The sequence below is a fragment of the Kitasatospora purpeofusca genome, assembly GCF_036010405.1.
GTDB classification, from domain to species: Bacteria; Actinomycetota; Actinomycetes; order Streptomycetales; family Streptomycetaceae; genus Kitasatospora; species Kitasatospora purpeofusca.
The window spans coordinates 7425671-7444207 of record NZ_CP108561.1 but is presented as its reverse complement, the minus strand read 5'-3'; the positions used below and the strand labels follow the sequence as shown (position 1 = coordinate 7444207).

18 protein-coding genes are annotated in these 18537 nt (G+C 76.1%); 11 read left to right on the top strand and 7 right to left on the bottom strand.

The features are described from left to right. Positions 1-30: 30 nt before the first annotated feature. Both dhbC and OG715_RS32600 read right to left on the bottom strand, forming a co-directional pair. Positions 31-1230: an isochorismate synthase DhbC gene (dhbC, locus tag OG715_RS32605; protein WP_266273707.1), complete on the bottom strand. Its 1200-nt coding sequence runs from the start codon at positions 1228-1230 to the stop codon at positions 31-33. Between the two features lie 253 nt (positions 1231-1483). Then, on the bottom strand, positions 1484-2341 hold the full coding sequence (locus OG715_RS32600) for a 2,3-dihydro-2,3-dihydroxybenzoate dehydrogenase (RefSeq protein WP_380438590.1): 858 nt from the start codon (positions 2339-2341) through the stop codon (positions 1484-1486). 289 nt (positions 2342-2630) lie between these two features. On the opposite strand from OG715_RS32600, the gene OG715_RS32595 reads away from it, so the two are divergent. The 3 genes from OG715_RS32595 (at position 2631) to OG715_RS32585 (ending at position 5522) form a co-directional block, all read left to right on the top strand. Further along, positions 2631-3947: an MFS transporter gene (locus OG715_RS32595; RefSeq protein ID WP_266273709.1), complete on the top strand. Its 1317-nt coding sequence runs from the start codon at positions 2631-2633 to the stop codon at positions 3945-3947. A 4-nt stretch (positions 3948-3951) separates the two neighbouring features. Next, a complete protein-coding gene (locus tag OG715_RS32590) occupies positions 3952-4722 on the top strand; it encodes a TetR/AcrR family transcriptional regulator (protein ID WP_266273710.1) in 771 nt (256 codons plus the stop codon). A gap of 98 nt (positions 4723-4820) precedes the next feature. Beyond that, positions 4821-5522 (top strand): siderophore-interacting protein, encoded by a 702-nt coding sequence (locus OG715_RS32585; protein ID WP_266273711.1) that lies wholly within the window; start codon positions 4821-4823, stop codon positions 5520-5522. 134 nt (positions 5523-5656) lie between these two features. Here OG715_RS32585 and OG715_RS32580 read toward each other — a convergent pair whose 3' ends face one another. Further along, positions 5657-6934 carry a CapA family protein gene (locus tag OG715_RS32580; RefSeq protein WP_266273712.1) on the bottom strand — a complete coding sequence of 426 codons (1278 nt, stop codon included), beginning with the start codon at positions 6932-6934 and terminating at the stop codon, positions 5657-5659. On the opposite strand from OG715_RS32580, the gene OG715_RS32575 reads away from it, so the two are divergent. From OG715_RS32575 to OG715_RS32560, 4 genes are all read left to right on the top strand, one after another. After that, a complete protein-coding gene (locus OG715_RS32575) occupies positions 6933-7397 on the top strand; it encodes a dsRBD fold-containing protein (protein ID WP_266273713.1) in 465 nt (154 codons plus the stop codon). The two genes, OG715_RS32580 and OG715_RS32575, sit on opposite strands and share 2 nt — an antisense overlap. 108 nt (positions 7398-7505) lie before the next feature. Continuing rightward, positions 7506-8804, top strand: a complete 1299-nt coding sequence (locus OG715_RS32570) for a M48 family metalloprotease (RefSeq protein ID WP_266273714.1) — start codon at positions 7506-7508, stop codon at positions 8802-8804. A 66-nt stretch (positions 8805-8870) separates the two neighbouring features. Next, positions 8871-9293: a MarR family winged helix-turn-helix transcriptional regulator gene (locus OG715_RS32565; RefSeq protein WP_266273715.1), complete on the top strand. Its 423-nt coding sequence runs from the start codon at positions 8871-8873 to the stop codon at positions 9291-9293. A gap of 81 nt (positions 9294-9374) precedes the next feature. After that, positions 9375-10661, top strand: a complete 1287-nt coding sequence (locus OG715_RS32560; RefSeq protein ID WP_323182219.1) for a PP2C family protein-serine/threonine phosphatase — start codon at positions 9375-9377, stop codon at positions 10659-10661. Between the two features lie 24 nt (positions 10662-10685). Here OG715_RS32560 and OG715_RS32555 read toward each other — a convergent pair whose 3' ends face one another. Continuing rightward, entirely contained in the window at positions 10686-11642 is a 957-nt protein-coding gene (locus OG715_RS32555) for an NADP-dependent oxidoreductase (protein ID WP_266273716.1), read from the bottom strand. 176 nt (positions 11643-11818) lie between these two features. On the opposite strand from OG715_RS32555, the gene OG715_RS32550 reads away from it, so the two are divergent. Together OG715_RS32550 and OG715_RS32545 are read left to right on the top strand one after the other, a co-directional pair. Beyond that, a complete protein-coding gene (locus OG715_RS32550; protein ID WP_323182220.1) occupies positions 11819-13270 on the top strand; it encodes a helix-turn-helix transcriptional regulator in 1452 nt (483 codons plus the stop codon). A gap of 116 nt (positions 13271-13386) precedes the next feature. Continuing rightward, a complete protein-coding gene (locus OG715_RS32545) occupies positions 13387-13857 on the top strand; it encodes a hypothetical protein (protein WP_266273717.1) in 471 nt (156 codons plus the stop codon). A 26-nt stretch (positions 13858-13883) separates the two neighbouring features. Here the strand turns inward: OG715_RS32545 and OG715_RS32540 are convergent, their stop codons facing one another. Beyond that, the gene (locus OG715_RS32540; protein ID WP_266273718.1) at positions 13884-14531 is read right to left on the bottom strand and encodes a helix-turn-helix domain-containing protein; all 648 of its coding nucleotides are present in this window, start codon (positions 14529-14531) and stop codon (positions 13884-13886) included. Positions 14532-14674: 143 nt separating this feature from the next. Then, positions 14675-15802: a tyrosine-protein phosphatase gene (locus OG715_RS32535; protein WP_266273719.1), complete on the bottom strand. Its 1128-nt coding sequence runs from the start codon at positions 15800-15802 to the stop codon at positions 14675-14677. 35 nt (positions 15803-15837) lie between these two features. Here OG715_RS32535 and OG715_RS32530 point away from each other — a divergent pair, with 35 nt between their 5' ends. Continuing rightward, the gene (locus OG715_RS32530; RefSeq protein WP_266273720.1) at positions 15838-16005 is read left to right on the top strand and encodes a hypothetical protein; all 168 of its coding nucleotides are present in this window, start codon (positions 15838-15840) and stop codon (positions 16003-16005) included. 178 nt (positions 16006-16183) lie between these two features. Here OG715_RS32530 and OG715_RS32525 read toward each other — a convergent pair whose 3' ends face one another. Then, positions 16184-16843, bottom strand: coding sequence for a helix-turn-helix domain-containing protein (locus OG715_RS32525; protein ID WP_266273721.1), 660 nt, complete (start codon positions 16841-16843; stop codon positions 16184-16186). Positions 16844-16972: 129 nt separating this feature from the next. Between OG715_RS32525 and OG715_RS32520 the strand changes: the two genes are divergently transcribed. After that, entirely contained in the window at positions 16973-18436 is a 1464-nt protein-coding gene (locus OG715_RS32520) for an MFS transporter (protein ID WP_266273722.1), read from the top strand. The last annotated feature ends 101 nt before the right edge of the window (positions 18437-18537 follow it).

Below are 18537 nucleotides of genomic sequence, written 5' to 3'. Positions count from 1 at the left end.
CTGCGGAAGCTCCCGGAGTGGTCGGTTCGGTCACTGCGGCACCCCGGCGGCGTCCAGGAAGGTGCGGAACTTGGCGCTGGTCTCGGCGAGTTCGGACTCCGGCCGGGACTCGGCGACGACACCGGCACCGGCGAACACCCGCAGCGTCCGCTCGTCGGCCTCGGCGCAGCGCAGGGTCACCACCCACTCGCCGTCGCCGTCCGCGTCGCCCCAGCCGACCATGCCCGTGTACAGGCCCCGGTCGAAGGGCTCGATGCCGCGGATCGCCTCGCGGGCGAGCGGGGTCGGGCTGCCGCAGACCGCCGGGGTCGGGTGCATGGCGACGGCCAGCTCCAGGGCGGAGACGGCCGGGTCGATCAGCTCGCCGGTGATGGTGGTGGCCAGGTGCCACATCGCGGCGGTGCGCACCAGGGTGGGGCGGGCCGGCACGACCAGGTCGCGGCAGTACGGCGCGAGCGCGGCGTGGATCGCGTCCACGACGAAGGCGTGCTCCTGGAGGTCCTTGGGCGACTCCAGCAGCGCGGCGGCGCGGCGGACGTCCTCGCCGAGGTCGGCGCTGCGCGGCACCGAGCCGGCCAGCGGGTTGGCGACGACGGCGGTGCCGCTGCGCGAGAGCAGCAGCTCGGGGCTGGCGCCGATGAGGGTGCGTCCGCCGCCGGCGGGGACGGCGAAGGTGTAGCCGCCGGGGTCGCGGCGGCCGAGCCGCTGGAGGATCGCGGGCAGGTCGAGCGGGCGGTCGGCGTGCAGCTCCAGGGTCCGGGAGAGCACGACCTTGCTCAGCTCGCCGTCGGCCCGGAGCAGCTCCACGGCCTCGGCGACGCCGGCCCCGTACGCCTCGGGCGCGGGCACCGGGCGGACGTCCCAGTCGATCCGGTCGGCGGCCGGGGCGGGCAGCGCGATCAGCGGGTCGTCGCGCAGCGCGCCGCAGGTGCGGAGCGTCGCGGGGACGGCGAGCTCGGCCCGGCTGTCGTGGTCGAACGCCACCGCGCCCACCACCAGCGGGTGTTCGACACCGTCCCGGCGGGCCCGGGCGAGGCTCTCGGCGACCCGGTCGACCAGCGGGCGCCCGTCCTGGGGCACCCGGGCGTGCACGCCCTCGGCGAGCAGCGTGCGGGTCGGGGAGGCGAAGAACGCCTCGTCGGCCGCGGCCCGGTACTGGCCCAGCAGCCCGCTGGCCGCGCCGATGACGGTGTGGTCCGTCCCGGCGGGGGCGTGATGCACGGTGGTCACCTGGAATCTCCCAGTCTGCGAGTGGTCGCCGGACGCTGCTCGTCGCGGCGGTCGGCGGTGGTCTGGTCGGGGGCGCGCCCCGGTGGGGGTGCGGTCCCGGTGGGGCGCCGGGCCCCGGGTGCTGCTCGCCCCGGGCGTCCGGCCCCGCCGTGGGTGTCGGGGGCCGCGACGGACCGGGGCGGGGCCGTCGTGGAGTCGTGCCGGAGTGGTGCCGGAGGCGTGCCCGATCCGGGCCGGAGGCCGTGCCGGGGCGTCAGGCCCGCAGCGTGGCGCCGCCGTCCACGTAGAGGTCGTGCATGGTGATGTGGCGGGCCCGGTCGGAGACCAGGAAGGTCACCGCCTCGGCGATGTCGGCGGGTCGGGCGATCCGGCCGAGCGGGATGCCGACCCGGTAGCTGGTCGGGTCGCCGTCGATGACGCGCCGTTCGGCGGCCTCCGCGTCGTCCCCCCAGAGGCCGCGCTGCATCTCGGTGTCGGTGGAGCCGGGCGAGACGATGTTGCAGCGCACGCCGGAGCGGCCGAGCTCCAGGCCGAGACATCGGGTGTACATGGTGGCCGCCGCCTTGGAGGCCGCGTAGGCGGCCATCCCGGTGCGCGGGACGCCGGCCGCGTTGGAGCCGACGGTGACGATGGCGCCGCCGCCGCGCTCGGCCATCCGTCGGCCGAGCGCCCGGGTGGTGTGGAAGACTCCGGTGGTGTTGACCGCGAAGCTGTCCGCCCAGTCCTGGTCGGTGAGCTCCACCGCGGGGGCGACACGCAGGATTCCCGCGACGTTCACCAGGATGCCGATCGGGCCGAGTTGGCTTTCCATCAGCTCGACGGTGGATTCGACCGCCGCCGCGTCGGAGACGTCCAGCAGGTAGGGGTGGACGGGTCCGCCGGAGGCCGTGCCGCCCGGGGCGGTCCCGACCGGACGGACCGACAGCTCGTCGGCGAGCTCGGCGAGCGGACCGGGGTTGCGGTCGACCGCCGCGACGACGGCGCCGGCCGCTACCAGCGCGCGCGTCACCGCCGCGCCTATCCCCTGTCCGGCGCCGGTGACCATCGCGACGGCGCCCGCGAGTTCGGACTGCTGCACTGAAAATCCCCTCCGACCAGCAACATTAGGCAAGCCTAACCTAACACAATTGTTCGGACTCTCCGAGGGGTCCTGCCGGTGCGGACCGACGCTGCGGGGTCGTCAATTGCGGTCGACCGGAGGCCGGGGGCGCATCCGCCGACCGGGGGCGGGCCCGGCGACCGGCGCGCGAATGAATGTAGACGCAACGTTGCGTCCAGTGTTAGCGTCGGGGCGTTGGATCGAGACGCAACGTTGCGTCCATGTTCAGTTCCGACGGCGCGGACCGTGACCGAAGGCCCCGACGCGCCCTCCTCCCACACCGTCACCCCCGAGGAGCACCATGCCCTCCGCCCCGCCCCCGCGCCCCGGCGGCCCGCTCGCCCCGGCCGCCGTCGCCCTCGCCTTCTGGGTCACCATGGCCGGAACCACCGTCCCGACCCCGCTCTACCCGCTCTACCAGCACGCCTTCGGCTTCACGACCTTCACCGTCACGGTGGTCTTCGCCGTCTACGCGCTCGGCGTCGTCGTCGGTCTGCTGACCCTCGGCCGCCTCTCCGACCGGATCGGCCGACGCCCCGTCGTCCTGGCCGCCCTGCTGCTGGCCTCGGCCGCCGCCACCCTGTTCGAACTCGCCGACTCGCTGCCCTGGCTGCTCGCAGCCCGGGTCCTCTCCGGCTTCGGCGCCGCCCTCGTCACCGGCGCCGCCACGGCCGCCCTGCTCGACCTCGCCCCGCCGGAGCGCCGACTGCGCGCCCAGACCGTCGCCCTCGCCGCCAACATGGGCGGACTGGCCGGCGGCACCCTGTTCGCCGGGGCCCTCGCCGAATGGGCCGACGCACCGCTGCGCCTGCCCTGGACGGTGACGCTCGTGCTCACCGGCGCCGCCCTGCTCGGACTGCTCGCCGCCCCCGAGACGGTGCCCGCCGAGATCCGCCGCGCGGGCCGGTCCGGTCCGCGGACCGGGAGCACCTTCCGGTTCCGGCTGCCGCACGTCCCGCCCGCCGTCCGCCCCGCGTTCCTGCGCGCCGCACTGGCCGGCGGCGCCGGATTCGCCGTCACCGGCGTGCTGACCGCCGTCAGCGGACTCTTCCTGGCCACCGTGCTCGGCCTGCACAACCACGCGCTCACCGGCCTCGTGGTCGCTCTCGCCTTCCTCTCCACCGCCGTCGGACAGCTGCTCGTCCGCGTCCTGCCACCGGCCCGCGCCCTGCCGCTGGCCTGCGCCGGACTGGTGCTGGCCGCCGCGCTGGTGGCCGGTGCCCTGCTCAGCGGGACCCTGCCGCCGCTGCTGCTCGGCGCCTGCGTCAACGGCCTCGCCACCGGCACCGCGATCGGCACCGGACTCGGCACCGTCAACGGCGGCGTGGAGCCGCACCGGCGCGGCGAGGCGGTGTCGGCGTTCTTCGCCGTGCTGTTCACGATGCTCTCGGTGCCGGTGATCGGGGTCGGCGTGCTGGTCCGGGCGACCGGGCTGCGCACCGCCGGGGTCGCCTTCAGCGCGGCGGTCGCCGTGCTGGCCCTCGCCGTCGCCGCCGGACTGGTCCGCCGACCGACACGCGGGGCCCCGCCGGAGCCGACGGTGACGGTGGCGGCGGACCCGGTGCCCGCGACAGCGGAGCCCTCACCGGCACCGGCCGCCCCGGCCGGGAAGGCGTGAGAGGATGGCCGCGACCGTCGCCAACGGCCAGCAGCCGCCCCCGGACAAGGACCACACCGCCATCGCCGCCCAGCCCCGCCCCGCCACCGGAAGCCGGTCCGGTGCGAGCCGCGCCGCCGGTGACCGTGCCACCGGCGCCGCGCGCGCGGCCCGGGCGAGCGGGAGCACGACGAAGGGCGGCGCCGTCAAGGGCGAGGTGGCGAGCACCGGCGGCAGCGGTCGGCGCAGCGAGGCCGCGCGGCTGGCGGTCCTGAACGCCGCCGACGACCTCCTGGTCGAGGTGGGCTTCGAGGGCCTGACCATCGAGGGCATCGCGGCCGCCGCCGGGGTCGCCAAGCAGACCATCTACCGCTGGTGGAAGTCGAAGGTGGACATCCTCTTCGACAACCTCGTCCTGGACGCCGCCACCGGTCTCGCCTGGCCCGCTGAGACCCCCGCCGACCCGGCCGATCTGCGCGCCTACATCCACCGGTTCGCGGACTTCCTCGGCGCGGCACCGGCCGGCAAGGTGCTGCAGGCGCTCCTCGGCCATGCCCAACTGGACGCCAGAACCGCCGAGTTGCTGCACGGCGGCTTCCTGGACGCACTGCGCGCCCGGGACGTCGCGCACACCCGCGCCTGCCTCGGGGGCGCCACCGGCGAGGGCGACTCCGACGAGGCCGCCGTGCTGCTGGACGCCCTGCTCGCCCCGCTCTACCACCGCGCCCTGGTCCTGCGCCGACCGCTGGACCGGGCGTTCGTCGACGCGCTGCTCGACCAGCACCTTCCGGGCTGAGACCCACCCCTTTCCCGTTCCTCCCCCGCGCGCCGCACCGCGCCACCCGTGCCGATCCCCGGGCCCGCGCAGGCGCCACCCCATTCCCTGGAGTCCCCGTGTTCCGTCGCCCCCGGCCGACCCACGACGTACAGGTCGTCGCCGTCACCCCGCTCACCCCCGCCCTGCTCAGGCTCACCCTCGCCGGACCGACCCTGGACACCCTCACCGTCGAACACCCCACCCAGTGGGTGAAGTTGGCGACCCCCGACGGGCACTCCCGGGCCTACACGATCCGGCACCACCGCCCCGCCGAGCGCGAGACGGACATCGACATCGTGCTGCACGGCAACGGCCCGCTGTCCCGCTGGGCCGCGTCCGCCCGCACGGGCGACCGGGCCCGGATCGCCGGCCCGCGCGGCCGTCGGCCGTCCTTCGAGGGTGCCGGGCACGTCCTGCTCGCCGTCGACGAGAGTGCCCTTCCCGCCGCGCTCACCATCCTGGAGGAGCTCCCGCCGACCGTGCCGGTGACCCTCTTCGCCGAGGTCGGCGATGCCACCGGGGCCACCCTGCCGCTGCCCGCCCGGGCCGGTCTGACCACCCACTGGCTGGTCCGCCCCCAGGACCGCGCCAAGGGCCGGACACTCACGGACACCCTGCTCGCGACCGACATCCCGCCCGGCACCACCGCCTGGCTGGCCGGGGAGTCTCAGGCCGTCGCGGCCGTCCGCCGCCACCTGCTCAACGACTGGACCCTGCCCCGCGAGCGCGTCCACGGCAAGGGCTACTGGAAGCTCGGCGAGGTGAACCACAAGGACTGACCCTTCGTCAGCCCACGTTCTGCTCAGACGACTTGTCGCCGGGGCCCGTTCCGTCCGCGGACAGGAGGTGCGGGCCCAGGAAGTAGGACAGGGTTGCCAGCGAGGCGCCGTCCGCCACCGCCGCCCGTCGACGCTCAGCGCGAGGCGGTCGGGGCGGGCGCGGCACTCCGCGCGGCCGGGGCGGCGGGCGCGGTCGTCCGCGCGGACGCGGACCCGGACGCGGACGCCGACGGGGACGCCGACGCGGGCCCGGCCGCGGCCCCCGGGACGGGGGCGAGGCCGGTGCAGCCCCGGAGCCCGTCCCGCCGCTTGAGCGCGGCGGTGGCGGCGGCACCGGTCTGCGGCACCGGCACGCCCTTGTCGTCGATGGTCGCCGGCGCGAACTCCTCGCCGAGCACCTTGCCGTTCGGGCCCAGGGTCAGGGTGGTGACGCCGGTCTCGTTGGAGTTGGCGTAGTTGGAGGTGCCGTACCAGAGGAAGTTGCCGAAGCCGTACCCGATGTAGGTGGAGCCGAGCATGCCCGAGCCGACCATGGTGTGCGCGTGCGTGCCGACCACGGCGGTCGCGCCCGCGGTGGCGAGCTTCTTGGCGATGGCGGTCTGGGCGGCGGTCGGACAGGCCTTGCCCTCGTCCCCCCAGTGCAGGTAGACCAGCACCACCGGCGCCTGCTTCTTCGCCGCCTCGACCGCCTTGACGATCGCGGCCTGGTCCAGCGCCGAGGCGATGCCGGGCTTGTTGGCCCCGGCGCGCCACTTCTGGTTGGTGAGGTCCTCGACCTGGCTGGCGGCGACCACCGCGACCTTCACCCCGCGCACGGTGGTGACGTACGGGGCGTACGCCTCCTGGGAGTTGCGGCCGAGGCCGACGATCGGGAGCGGCGAGGACGCCTTGGCCGCGAGGGTGTCGGCGAGACCGTCGGCGCCGAAGTCGACGGCGTGGTTGTTGGCGAGCGAGACGACGTCGACGCCGGAGTCCTTGAGCGCCGTGAGTGCCTTCGGCGAGGTGCGGAAGGTGTAGGTCTTCGCCTCGGGCGCGCCGCGGTCGGTGATCGCGGTCTCCAGGTTGAGGACGGAGAGGTCGGCGGCGGCGAGGCTCTTGGAGATCGGTCCGAGCGCCGTCCCGGGCGGCTGCACGGACAGCCTCTCCTCGGTGCGGCCCTCGAAGTGGACGTCCCCGGCGAACGCCACCGTGATGCTGCCGTCCGGACGGGGCGCCCCGCCGTCGGCGGAGGCCTGGTCCCCGGGAGTACCGGAACCGGCGGCGTCCGGCGAGGCCTTCGCGGCAGCGGCGTCGGCGGCGGCCTTGGCGGACCGGGAGGCCTTGACGGCGGCCGGGTCGGGGTCGTCCGGTCCACAGGCGGCCACGGGTATCAGCCCCAGCAGCAGTGCGACGGAGGCCGCGGCACGGCGCATGTCTGTTCCCCCAAGGGTCGATCCGGAAGCGGTCAGCCTACGCCACTCCCCCGCACCGCCTCCGCGCTGCGGCCACAATCCGCGCCGGGCCGCCGGGTGGCCCGCGGAGTGGCAGCGTAGAGGTACGGAGGCACGGCGGAGGCCGCCAGGACGGAGGTGCGACGGGGGCTCGACGGGGGCGGCAGGCGAGGCTCGGGGACCGGAGCAGCCCGCCGCCCGCACCACCAAGGACTGGCAGCTGAGCCTGCACCTGGTCGAGGAGCGCGACACCACCCGGGTGCACGCCGTGCTGGACGCCGGGGGCGCGGTGCTGCACAGCGACGCGTACGCCCGCCGCAATCCGCTCGACGATCCGGCGCCCGCGGTGGGCGACGAGTTCGCGGTCGGCCGGGCGCTGATCGACCTCGGCCACCAGTTGCTCCGGGCGGGCACCCGGCACGCCACCGGGCCCGGCGAGGAGTGACATGCTGGCTGCCGGGGGACGACGGTCCACGAACGCCCCTGCCGGCCGACGGCCGAAGCTCGACGACTGACGACTGACGACTGACAGACCTCGGATGACGGACAACAGATGACAGATTCTGTCGGCCCACCGCCGGGCGACGACGGCCGGGCCCCCGACCTCACCTCCGGCCTCGCCCCCGGCCCCACCCCCGACCTCACCTCCGGCCTCGCCCCCGGCCCCACCCCCGACTTCACCCCCGCCGAGCGCGCCCGGGGCCGGGCACTGCGCCGCGCCCAGCTGCCCTGGGCGCTCGGCGCGCAGGCCACCGGCCTGGCGCTGACCCTCGCGCTCGGCCTGACCCCCGCCGGGGCCGGGCTGGTGTCGACGGCCGGCGGCTGGTTCGGGGGCTCCCGAACGGCGGAGGTGCTCGCCGGGACGGCCGCCCTGGTACTGCTCGGCCGGGCGGCGCAGCTGCCGTTCGGGGCGGGCGCGCGCTCGGTCCGGGCCCGGTTCGGCCTGGTCACCCAGGGCTGGGCCGGCTGGGCGGTGGACGCGCTGCGCGGACTCGCCCTCACCCTGGCGCTCGCCCTGCCGGTGGTCCTCGGCCTGTACGCGCTCACCGGCCGTTCGCCGGAGCGCTGGTGGCTCCCGGCGGCGGGCGCGGCCGCGCTGCTGACCGCCGCGCTCTCCTTCCTCTACCCGCTCCTCGTCGAGCCGGTGTTCAACCGCTTCACGCCGATGGCCCCGGGCCCGCAGCGCGAGGCGCTGCTCGGCCTGGCCGCGCGGGACGGCGTCCGGGTGCGGGACGTCCTGGTGGCGGACGCCTCGCGCCGGACCACGGCGCTGAACGCGTACGTCTCGGGCCTGGGGGCGACGCGGCGGATCGTCGCCTACGACACGCTGCTGACCACCGCCGATCCGCGCGAGGTGGAGCTGGTGGTGGCGCACGAGCTGGGGCACGTCAAGCACCGGGACGTCCTGACCGGGACGGTGCTGGGCGCGGTCGGCGCGGCCGTCGTGGTGGTGCTGCTGGGCCTGGCGTCCGGCCGGGACGCGCTGCTGTCGGCGGCCGGCGCGGCGGACGCGGCCGATCCCCGGTCGCTGCCGCTGCTGGCGGCGCTCGCGGCGCTGCTGGGCGCGCTGTCCGGCCCGGTGCAGTGCGCGGTGAGCCGCCGGGTGGAGGCCAGGGCGGACCGGCACGCGCTCGAACTCACGGGGGACGCGGAGCAGTTCGTGGCGATGCAGCGCAGGCTCGCGGTGACCAATGTGTCCGATGTCGACCCGCCGCGGGTGCTTGAGCTACTGTTCGCGACTCATCCGAGCGCCACCCGCCGGATCGCGGCGGCGCGCGCCTGGCAGGCGGGCCGGGCCGGTGCGGCGGACCGTCCGCCGGGATCTTCGGACGCACCCAAAACCGTTGTATAATGCAACAACTCCCCGCGCGGCAGATTCCCGAGCGGTAGACCCCCGAGCCCCCGGAGGACGGTCCCCGTGCCCGACCGCGAGACGTCGATCGCGACCATCCAGCGCGAACTGACCGCCTTCGCCCGCCGCGCCCGGCACAAGGCCTCCCAGCTGCACCCCGACCTCTCCCTGGTCACCTACAGCATCCTGGACCTCATCACCGAGCGCGGCGGCTGCCGGGCCGCCGACGTCGCCGCGCACTTCATGCTCGACAAGTCCACGGTGAGCCGCCAGGTCACCGCGCTGGAGAAGCTCGGACTGCTGCGCCGCGAGACCGACCCGGAGGACCAGCGCGGCCAGATCCTGCTGGCCACCGAGGCCGGACTCACCCTGCTGCGCGAGGCCAACGAGCAGCGGCGACTCTCCTTCTCCGCCCGCTTCACCGCCTGGTCGGACGAGGACGTCGCCCGGTTCGCCGACTACCTGGCCCGCTACGGCGCCGAGGACTGACCCGGCCCGGCCGCGCCGCCCGGGACGCGTCACCACCGGCTCGGGGTGCGGCCGACCACCCGGACGGTGTACAGAGGAGGAGTGCCCCTCCGGCAGCACCCCGACGATCGGCGTCCCCACGACCGCCGCCGGTCCTGGACGCCCGACCGCCGGGCGCTGACGGCCGTACCGCTCGCCCTGATCGTGGTGATCACGGTGGTGGACGTGCTCGCCCCGCCGGACATCCACCTGGGCCCGCTGCTGATCGTCGCCCCCGCGCTCACCGCGTCCCTGGCCGGTGCCCGCGCCACCGCCGTCGTCGCGCTGCTCTCGCTCGCCGCGCTCACCGTCATCGGCATCCTGCGCGACGGCCTCACCACGGGCAACCACGAGACCCAGCTCGGCGCCCTGCTCGCCGTGTCGGCGCTGATCGTCGCCCTGCGGGTGCTGCGCGACCGGCACGAACGCGAGCTGGCACAGGTCCGCTCCGTCTCCGAGGCCGCCCAGCGGGTCCTGCTGCGCCCGCTGCCCGACCGGACCGGTCCGCTGCACCTCGCCTCCTTCTACCTGGCCGCCGAGGCCGAGGCGCAGGTCGGCGGCGACCTCTACGCGGCGGCCCGCACCGCCACCGGCACCCGGCTGCTGGTCGGCGACGTCCGGGGCAAGGGCCTGTCCTCGCTCGGCGACGCGGCGCTGCTGCTGGGCGCCTTCCGGGCGGCCGCGCACCTGTACCCGGACCTGCCCGGCCTGGTCGGCCACCTGGACGGCAGCATCGCCTGGGACCTCGCCCAGCTCGCCGAGCAGCAGCGCGTGCAGCGCGAGGACAGCCTCGGCGACCGGCCGCGCCCGCGCGGGTTCCGCCGCACCGGGCCGACGGACACCGGGGCCCCGCCCGGTACCCGACCAGCGGACGACGGGCGGCCCGACCCCGCGACGGACGACAGCGGCGAGTCGTTCATCACCGCCGTCGTCCTGGACGTCCCGGACGACGGCGCGGTGGTCCGCCTGGTCGACTGCGGCCACCCCCCGCCGCTGCTCCTGCACGGCGACCGGGTCACCGCGCTGGAGCCCCGCCGCACCTCGCCGCCGCTGGGCCTGGGCGAACTGGTCGCGGCGCCGTACGTGGTGGAGGACTTCCCGTTCCTGCCCGGCGACCGGCTGCTGATCTACACCGACGGCGTGATCGAGGCCCGCGACAGCGAGCGGCGGTTCTACCCCCTGACCGAGCGGGTCGCCGAACGGACCGCCGCCCGCCCCGCCGAGCCCCCGGCCGCCCTGCTGCTGCACCTGCGCCGCGACCTGCTGGCCCACGCGGGCGGGCGGCTCGACGACGACGCGGCCATGGTCGTCGTCGAGCGCCTCGGCCGACCGGGCCCCGGCACGGGATGAGCGCCCGCCGGGCCTCCGCAGGACTCAGCCGACGGTGAGGACGATCTTCCCCCGGACGTGGCCGCCCTCGCTCTCGCGCTGCGCCTCGGCCGCCTCCGCCAGCGGGAGCACCCGGTGCAGCGGCAGGTTCAGACCGCCCTCGGCGGCGAGGGCGAGCGCGCTCTCCAGGGCCGGGCGGAGGTAGTCGGTCGGCTCGTCGCCGCCGGTGAAGCGGACCCCGTGCTGCGCGGCGCCCGGCGCGTCGGCGATGGTCAGCACGTGCTCCGCGCCGCCCGCCAGCTCGATCGACAGCGGCAGCACGCCCGCCCCGGCCGTGTCCAGCACCCGGTCCACACCCTCCGGCGCGACGGCGCGGACCCGCTCGGCCAGGCCCTCCCCGTAGACGACCGGCTCGGCGCCCAGCTCGCGCAGGTACGGGTGGTTGGCCTCGCTCGCGGTGCCGATCACCCGGATCCCCCGGGCCCGGGCGAACTGCACCACCAGCGTGCCGACGCCGCCCGCCGCCCCGTGCACCAGCAGCGTCCGGCCGGGCTCGACGCCCAGCAGGGCGAGCGACCGCCAGGCGGTCTCGGCGGCCACCGGGAGCGCCGCGGCGACCGTCCAGTCCACCCCGGCCGGCTTGCGGACCAGCTGGTCGGCCGCCGCCAGGGCGTACTCGGCGTATCCGCCGCCCCAGACCTGGCCGAGCACCTCGTCGCCGGGCTGCCAGTCGGTGACGTCGGCGCCGACGGACTCCACGACGCCCGCGATCTCGTAGCCGAGCACGGCCGGGAAGGTGACCGGGAACAGGTCGGTCAGCGAGCCGGAACGGACCTTGTGGTCGAGCGGGTTGACGCCGACGGCGCGCACGGCCACCCGGACCTGGCCGGGGCCGGGCGCGGGCACCTCGACCACGGCCGGCCGCAGGACGTCCGCGGTGCCGTACTCGGTGATGGCGACGGCCTTCGTGGCGAGGGCGGCGGCGTTGAGGGTGCTGCTCATGGCGGATCTCCAGCGTTCTTCCGGACCTGGGGACGCCGGGGCCGGGGGCCGCCGTCGTCCTGGTGACGGGCTCCAGCCTGGTACGGCGGACCCGGCGGTCCGGCCGGCCGTTCGGACAGTTCCACCTGGCCGTTCGGGCGGGCGGGTTCGGGCGGGCGCGGACTAGGCTCGGTCGCATGGTCGAGCGCGGCGGTGGGCACGGTGGCGGGCACGGTGGTGACCGGGGTGGCGGGTGGTCCTGGGAGGACGCCGAGGGGGTGCTGACCCTCGCCGCCGAGGTGCTGCGCGAACCCCGGGTGACGATCCTGCCGAAGCTCTCCGAGGTGCTCGCCGGACTCGTCCCGCACCTCGCGGTGGCGCAGCTCAGCGGCGTCTGCACCTACTCGCCCGCGAACGCCGTCGGCCCCGAGGAGCTGTCCGCCCGGATCACCGGCACCGAGCTGGGCCTGCTGGCCCAGGAGGTCACGCCCGGCCGCCCCTGGCAGGGCGAGGCCGTGCTCGGCGGTCGGCCGCGCCCGGCGGTCGCGGTGGCGTCGGCCCCGCCCGGGAGCAACGGCGCCCTGCTGGTGCTGGTCCGTCCGGCCGCGACCGGTCCGACCGTCCCGCCAGGACGGACCAACGGCAGGCCTTCCGGGCGCGCACCGGAGCCGCCGGAGTCACCGGAGCCGCTGCCCGAGCGCTCGCTCGGCCTGCTCCAGCAGTTGTGGGAGCTGGTGACCACCCACTCCCACCACCGCGCCGTGGACGCCGCGCCCGCGCAGGCCGCCGCCTCCCGGGCCTCGGCCGGTGCCCGGGCCCGGGCGATCGCCGAACTCAGCGGCGCCCACGCCTCCGCGCTGTCCGCGATCCTCGGACCGCTGCGGTCGGCCGGCCTGGACGACGCCACCGCCCGACGCAACGCCACCGAGCTGGCCGTGACCGCCCTGCTCGACCTGCGCAGCGCAGGCGACCTCGACCGCGAGCTGAGCGAGGAGCCGGCCGCCACCGCGTTCGCCCGACTCGCCGACGAGGTGAAGCCGTTGCTGCGGCACAGCCCGGTCCGGCTGGACCTGCTGGCGCCGACCGAGGGGGACCGCTCGGTGCCCACCGACACCGCGCACACCGCCCGCACCGCCGTCCGCTCCGCCGTGCTCGCGATGCTGGAGCAGGACGGCCTGACCCGGCTGCACGTGAGCTGGCAGTTCGTGGCGGACGGCCTGCGGGCGGTCGTCCGGGACGACGGCCCGGGTCTGCTGACGGCCGACGCGCTGGCCGTCCACCGCACGGCCGACCGGATCGCCGCGCTGGCGGGCCGGTTGACGGTCGAGGCCGTGCCGGGCTGGGGCACCACGGTGACGGTCGACCTGCCGCTGCACGCCCCGGCCGGTCCGATCGGCGCGGCCCGGCCGCTGGAGGGCCTGCAGCCCCGGGAGCTGGAGGTGCTGGACCAGCTGGCCCTGGGCCGCCGCAACCGGGAGATCGCCGCCGCCCTGCACATCAGCGAGTCGACGGTGAAGTTCCATGTGGCGAACATCCTGGCCAAGTTGGAGGTGGGCTCCCGGGGCGAGGCAGCCGCCCTCGCCCACCGCGCCGGCCTGCCGACGACCCCTGCGGCGGGCACACCGACCGCCCTGCACGCCGCCTCCTGAGCCACCCCCTGAGCCACCCCCGACCGGGCCCGGGATCCTCCGGGGAACTCCGCCGCGCGGTACGCGCCGCACGGTACGGTCGGGCGCGTACCGCAGCCTTCGACACAGGAGCCGCGATGGGACCGGACCATGTCTCCGACGGGTTCTGGGAGGTCCTGGAATCGACCCGACCGCGCCTGTCCGCCCTGGAGTCGTGGCTCGGGACCCAGCCGCGGGAGGCGCTGGAGGCGTTCGCACTCGCCTACGAGTCCGCGGCGGAGTCGCTGGCCGACTTCTCCGAAGGTGTGACCGTGGACGGGGAGGTCTGGTCCGAGGACAGCACCGAGGACCTGTGCCTGTGGGTGGTCGGGCAGGGCCGCGCGCTGTGGAGCTCGGTGGTCGTGGGTGACCTGCCGCTGGCGGAGGCCGCCCGGATGTATCTGGGGCGTGCTCCGCTGGGTCCGGACGTCGCGACGCCCTGGGACGGGGAGGTCTCGGACCCCGGGCACCGGGGCTACCAGTCTCCCGGGACCATCGTCCACGGCGTCTACCGGACGCGCTTCGCCGAGGACCTCCATGAACGGCTCGACGGCGTGCGAGGGGATTGAGCGGCACGGGGACCGGCCGGGTCGGCTCAGGAGTCCTTCGGGCGGGTGCGGGCGCGCAGGTGGAGGCGTTCGCCCTGCTTGCCGAAGAGGCTCAGGACCTCGACGTCCCCCGTCCCGGTGGAGCCGAACCAGTGCGGGTTCTGGCAGTCGAACTCGGCCGCCTCGCCCGGCGCGAGGACGACGTCGTGCTCGCCGAGGAGCAGCCGGAGGCGGCCGGAGAGCACGTAGAGCCACTCGTGGCCGGTGTGGGTGGCGAGGGTGGGGGTGTGGTGGGCGGCCGGGATCAGGATCTTGAACGCGCGGGGCTCGGTGCGGTGGCGGGAGAGCGGGACGAAGGTCCGCCCGTCGGCCCGGCCCGGGTGCTGGTGGACCCTCGGGTCCTGGACGCGCGGGGCGGAGACGATCTCGTCCAGCGGAACGGCGAGGGCGGCGGCGATGGGCAGCAGGAGTTCGAGGCTCGGCTTGCGCTGCTCGGACTCCAGGCGGGAGAGCGTGCTCTTGGAGATGCCGGTGGCCTGGCTCAGGTCGGCCAGGGACAGGTCCTTGCGCTCGCGCAGCCGGCGCAGCCGGGGGCCGATCTGGCGCAGGGTGGCGGCGATGGCGGGGGCCGAGGCGGCAGCGGCGGCGACGGGGTCGGGGGCGGGGGCGGGGGCGGGGGCGGGTTCCTGGTCCATACGGACGATCGAACCAGGGCGTCCCGGTTCCGGCAACGCGGTGTCCCGCCGGGACGGGCGGGCCCGGTGCTCCCGGGCGCCCGCCCCGGCGGGACACCGGGGCGGGACGCCGAGCGCGTGCCGTCGGACGGGGGCGGGTGCCGTCAGCCGACGAGCAGCTGGCTGCGCAGGTCGCGCAGGTCCCGCTTGTCCAGGCCGAGGCCGGACTTGAGGTAACCGTCGAAGGAGCCGAACTTCCGCTGCACCTCGTCGAACCCGGCGGCCAGGTACTCGGACCGGACGTCCAGCAGCGGCTTGTAGATCGCCTGGTAGGCGGGCGGCAGCTGGGCGAGGGTGGCCGCGATCTCGGCGGCGCGGTAGGTGTTGCTGGCGAGGTAGTCGGCCTCGACGGTCTCGCGCGGCACGCCGAGCGCGGTCAGCAGGGCGGCGGAGGCCCAGCCGGTGCGGTCCTTGCCGGCGGTGCAGTGGAAGAGCACGTTCTCGTCGTTCCGCTCGACCAGGGCGTTGAGCACCGCGTGGTAGGCGGTGCGGGCGCTGTCGGCGGAGACCATGGTGCGCTCGGCGTCGACCATGGCCCGGACGGCGGCCTGCGGGCTGGTGACGTTGAACGCGCCGGTGTCGGCGACGCCCAGCACATTGGCGTTCACGGCGGTGGCACCGGCCGGGATCCGGTCCGGGGCGGTCTTCTGCTCCCCGGGGGTGCGGAGGTCGAAGACGGTGCGGACGCCGAGGCGGCGGAGCTTGGCGAGGTCCTGGTCGGTCAGCTTGGAGAGGTCGCCGGAGCGGTAGACGACGCCCGTCCGCACCCACTGGCCGTCGGCGGTGCGGTAGCCGCCGGCGTCACGGAAGTTCGGCGCGGAGGCGAGGTGCAGCGAGCGGTCGGCGACGACCAGCGGCGCGCCCCGGTCCGGGACCAGCTCGAAGAACCAGCGGTCGGCGGCGGCCAGGCCGGTGACCGTGACGCTGGCGGAGCCCGCGCCCTTGGCGACGGCCTTGCGGTGGCGGATGTCGTCCGGGTCGGTGCCGGCGTAGACGGTGACGTTGCGGGCGCCGTGGGCGGTCCAGCTGAGGGTGAAGCTGCCGTCGGCCTGCTGGGTGGCGGTGGCCGAGGTGAAGGGGATCGCGTGCCGGGCGACGGCCGGGGCGGCGGCCGCGCTGTCGGCGGAGGCGGAACCGGCGGCCGGGGCGGCGACGGCCAGCGCGGGGGTACCGAGGACGAGGGCGCCGGTCAGCGCCACGGCCGCGGTCAGCCGGGTGTGGGAGTTGCTCATGGCCCGGCACGGTAGGCAGCGCGGAGTGTCACCCCGTGGCCGCCGGATGGCGTGACGGCAACAATTTGTTGAACGTCCAGGTGAACGCCCCTGCGGGCTTGATCGCCGCACCGGGCGTGCTGAGCGAGGTCTCCTTCACCAGCGCCCTCGAAGCCGTCTCCCTCACCCTCGGCCACCACCCCACCCGGCAGTTCACCCACTGAGGCTCCGCCCCGCACGGGAAGTCGGACCCGCCGACTTCCCGTGCGCAGCCCCCCGAGCCGAGCCAGTACGCGAGGCCGCACCGGAGCGCAGCAGGGCCCGCAACACACCCACCACCCCCACCGCACGGGAAGTCGGACCGGCCGACTTCCCGTCCGAAGCCCCTCCCGCAGCCGCCCGCTACGCCGGGGCCTCGCCGGTGCGGAGCACGGCCTGGTCGCCGTGGGGGCCGAAGAGGTGGAGGATCTCGACCGCCTCGGTGCCGGCCGGGCCGAACCAGTGGGGTTCGGCGGTGTCGAACTCGGCGGCCTCGCCCGGGTGGAGGGTGAGGTCGCGGTCGCCGACGAGGAGGCGCAGCTCGCCCGCGAGGACGTAGAGCCACTCGTAGCCGACATGGCTGACGAGCCTGGGCTCGCGCGGGGCCAGGACCTGCTTGAAGACCTGCACCCGACCCGGGTACTGGGTGAGCGGGACGAGGACGCTGCCCGGGTCCCGGTGGCGGGGCCGGAGGTGGAGGCGGGGGTCGCCGGTGGCGGGGGCGGCGATCAGGTGGTCCAGGGCGACGCGGTGGGCGCGGGCGAGCGGGATGAGCAGGTCGAGGGTGGGGCGGCGGTGGCCGGACTCCAACCGGGAGAGGGTGCTCACCGAGATCCCGGTGATCACGGCCAGCGCGTCCAGGGTGAGGCCCCGGCCGAGCCGCAGCGCGCGCAGCCGGGGCCCGATGGCGGCGACGATCGCCTGGACGTCGTCGGTCGCGACGGGCGTGGTGTCCGCCTCGACCGGGCGGTCGGGCTCGGAGGGACCAGCGGGGCCTGCGGAATCAGCGGGGTCGGCGTCCATGGGGGCGATTCTGCCCCGTCCGCGGTTTTGCGGTTTCCGCAAGGACCCTGGGCGACCGCCCACCGCCGGTCCGACCATGGCGATCACCAGCACGACCCGTGCCACTGTCCCGACCGGAAGGCGCCCCCCATGACCACCTCCCCCTCGACCGCGACCACCGCGGCCACCGCGGCCACCGCCCCTCCCCCGCTGAGCGCGCGCCGACGGTGGACCGTGCTCGCGGTCTGCGCGCTGAGCCTGTTCCTGGTCGGCCTGGACACCACGATCGTCAACGTCGGCCTGCCCGCGATCGGGCACGGGCTGGGCGTCGGCACCCGCGACCTGGAATGGATCGTGGACGCCTACACCGTGGTCCTGGCCAGCCTGCTGATCTCGGCCGGCGCGCTCGCGGACCGGTTCGGACGCCGCCGGGTCTTCCAGTGCGGACTGGTCGTCTTCGGCCTCGCCTCGCTGGTGTGCGCGCTCGCGCCCTCGGCCGGCGCGCTGGTCGCGGCGCGCGCCCTCCAGGGGGTGGGCGCGTCGATGCTCAGCCCGGTGGCGCTGGCGATCGTGGTGAACGCGATGCCCGACCCCCGGGAACGGGCCCGGGCGATCGGGGTCTGGGCCTCGGTGTTCGGGCTGAGCATGGCGGCCGGGCCGGTCACCGGCGGCGCGCTGGTCTCGGCCCTCGGCTGGCGCTCGGTGTTCTGGGTGAACGTGCCGGTGGTGCTGGCGGCCGTGCTGCTGAGCATCCGTTTCGTGCCCGAGTCCCGCGCGCCCCGGGCCCGCCGCCCGGACCTGCCCGGCCAGCTCCTGCTGACCCTCGCGGTGTGTACGACGGTGGCCGTGCTGATCGAGGGCCCGCGGATCGGCTGGGGCTCGCCCTGGGCCCTCGCCGGGTACGCGGCGGCCGCGGCGGCGACCACCGGCTTCGTCCTGGCCGAACGCGGCCGGGCCGAACCGCTGATGGACCTCGGGCTGTTCCGGCGGCCGGCGTTCAGTACGGCCGCGCTGGGCGCGGTGACGGTGTTCGTCGCGCTGACGGTGACCCTGCTGCTCACCACCTTCCAGCTCCAGCACGCCCGGGGGTGGACGCCGCTGGCCGCCGGGCTGGCCTCGCTGCCGATGGCGCTGGGAGCGACCGTCTGCGCGCCGCTGTCCGGCGCCCTGGTCGGCCGGGGCGGGCCGCGCCGGCCGCTGCTGCTCGCGGCCTGGTTCACCACGGCCGGCGGGGCACTGCTGCTGGTCCGGGCGTTCCTGGTCGACGACGCCCCGCACGGCGCGGACGGCAGCCCGTCCGGCGTGGCCGACGTGGCTGACCTGCCCGGCCTGCTGCTCGCCCTGCTGCTGCTCGGTGTCGGCTTCGGCTTCGCGAACGCTCCGATCACCAACACGGCCGTGGGCGGCCTCCCGGCGGACCGCGCGGGGGTGGCCGGGGCGATCACCTCCACGGCCCGCCAGCTCGGTTCGGCGCTGGGCATCGCGATCGCCGGCGGCCTGGTCGCGGGCGCGGCCCCGGCCGGCCTCACTGCCGCCTCCCGGACCGGCTGGGTGGTGGTCACGGCCTGCGGCCTGTTCCTGCTCGTGGTCGCCCGCGCCGCCCGCCGCCGCTGACGCCCGGGCTGCCCCGGGGCGGGCGCAGAAAACCCTTCGCGGCCCGTCCGGGGCCCGTGTTACGTTCGATCGTCGAGCCCGGCCCACCGGCCGTTCGAGCT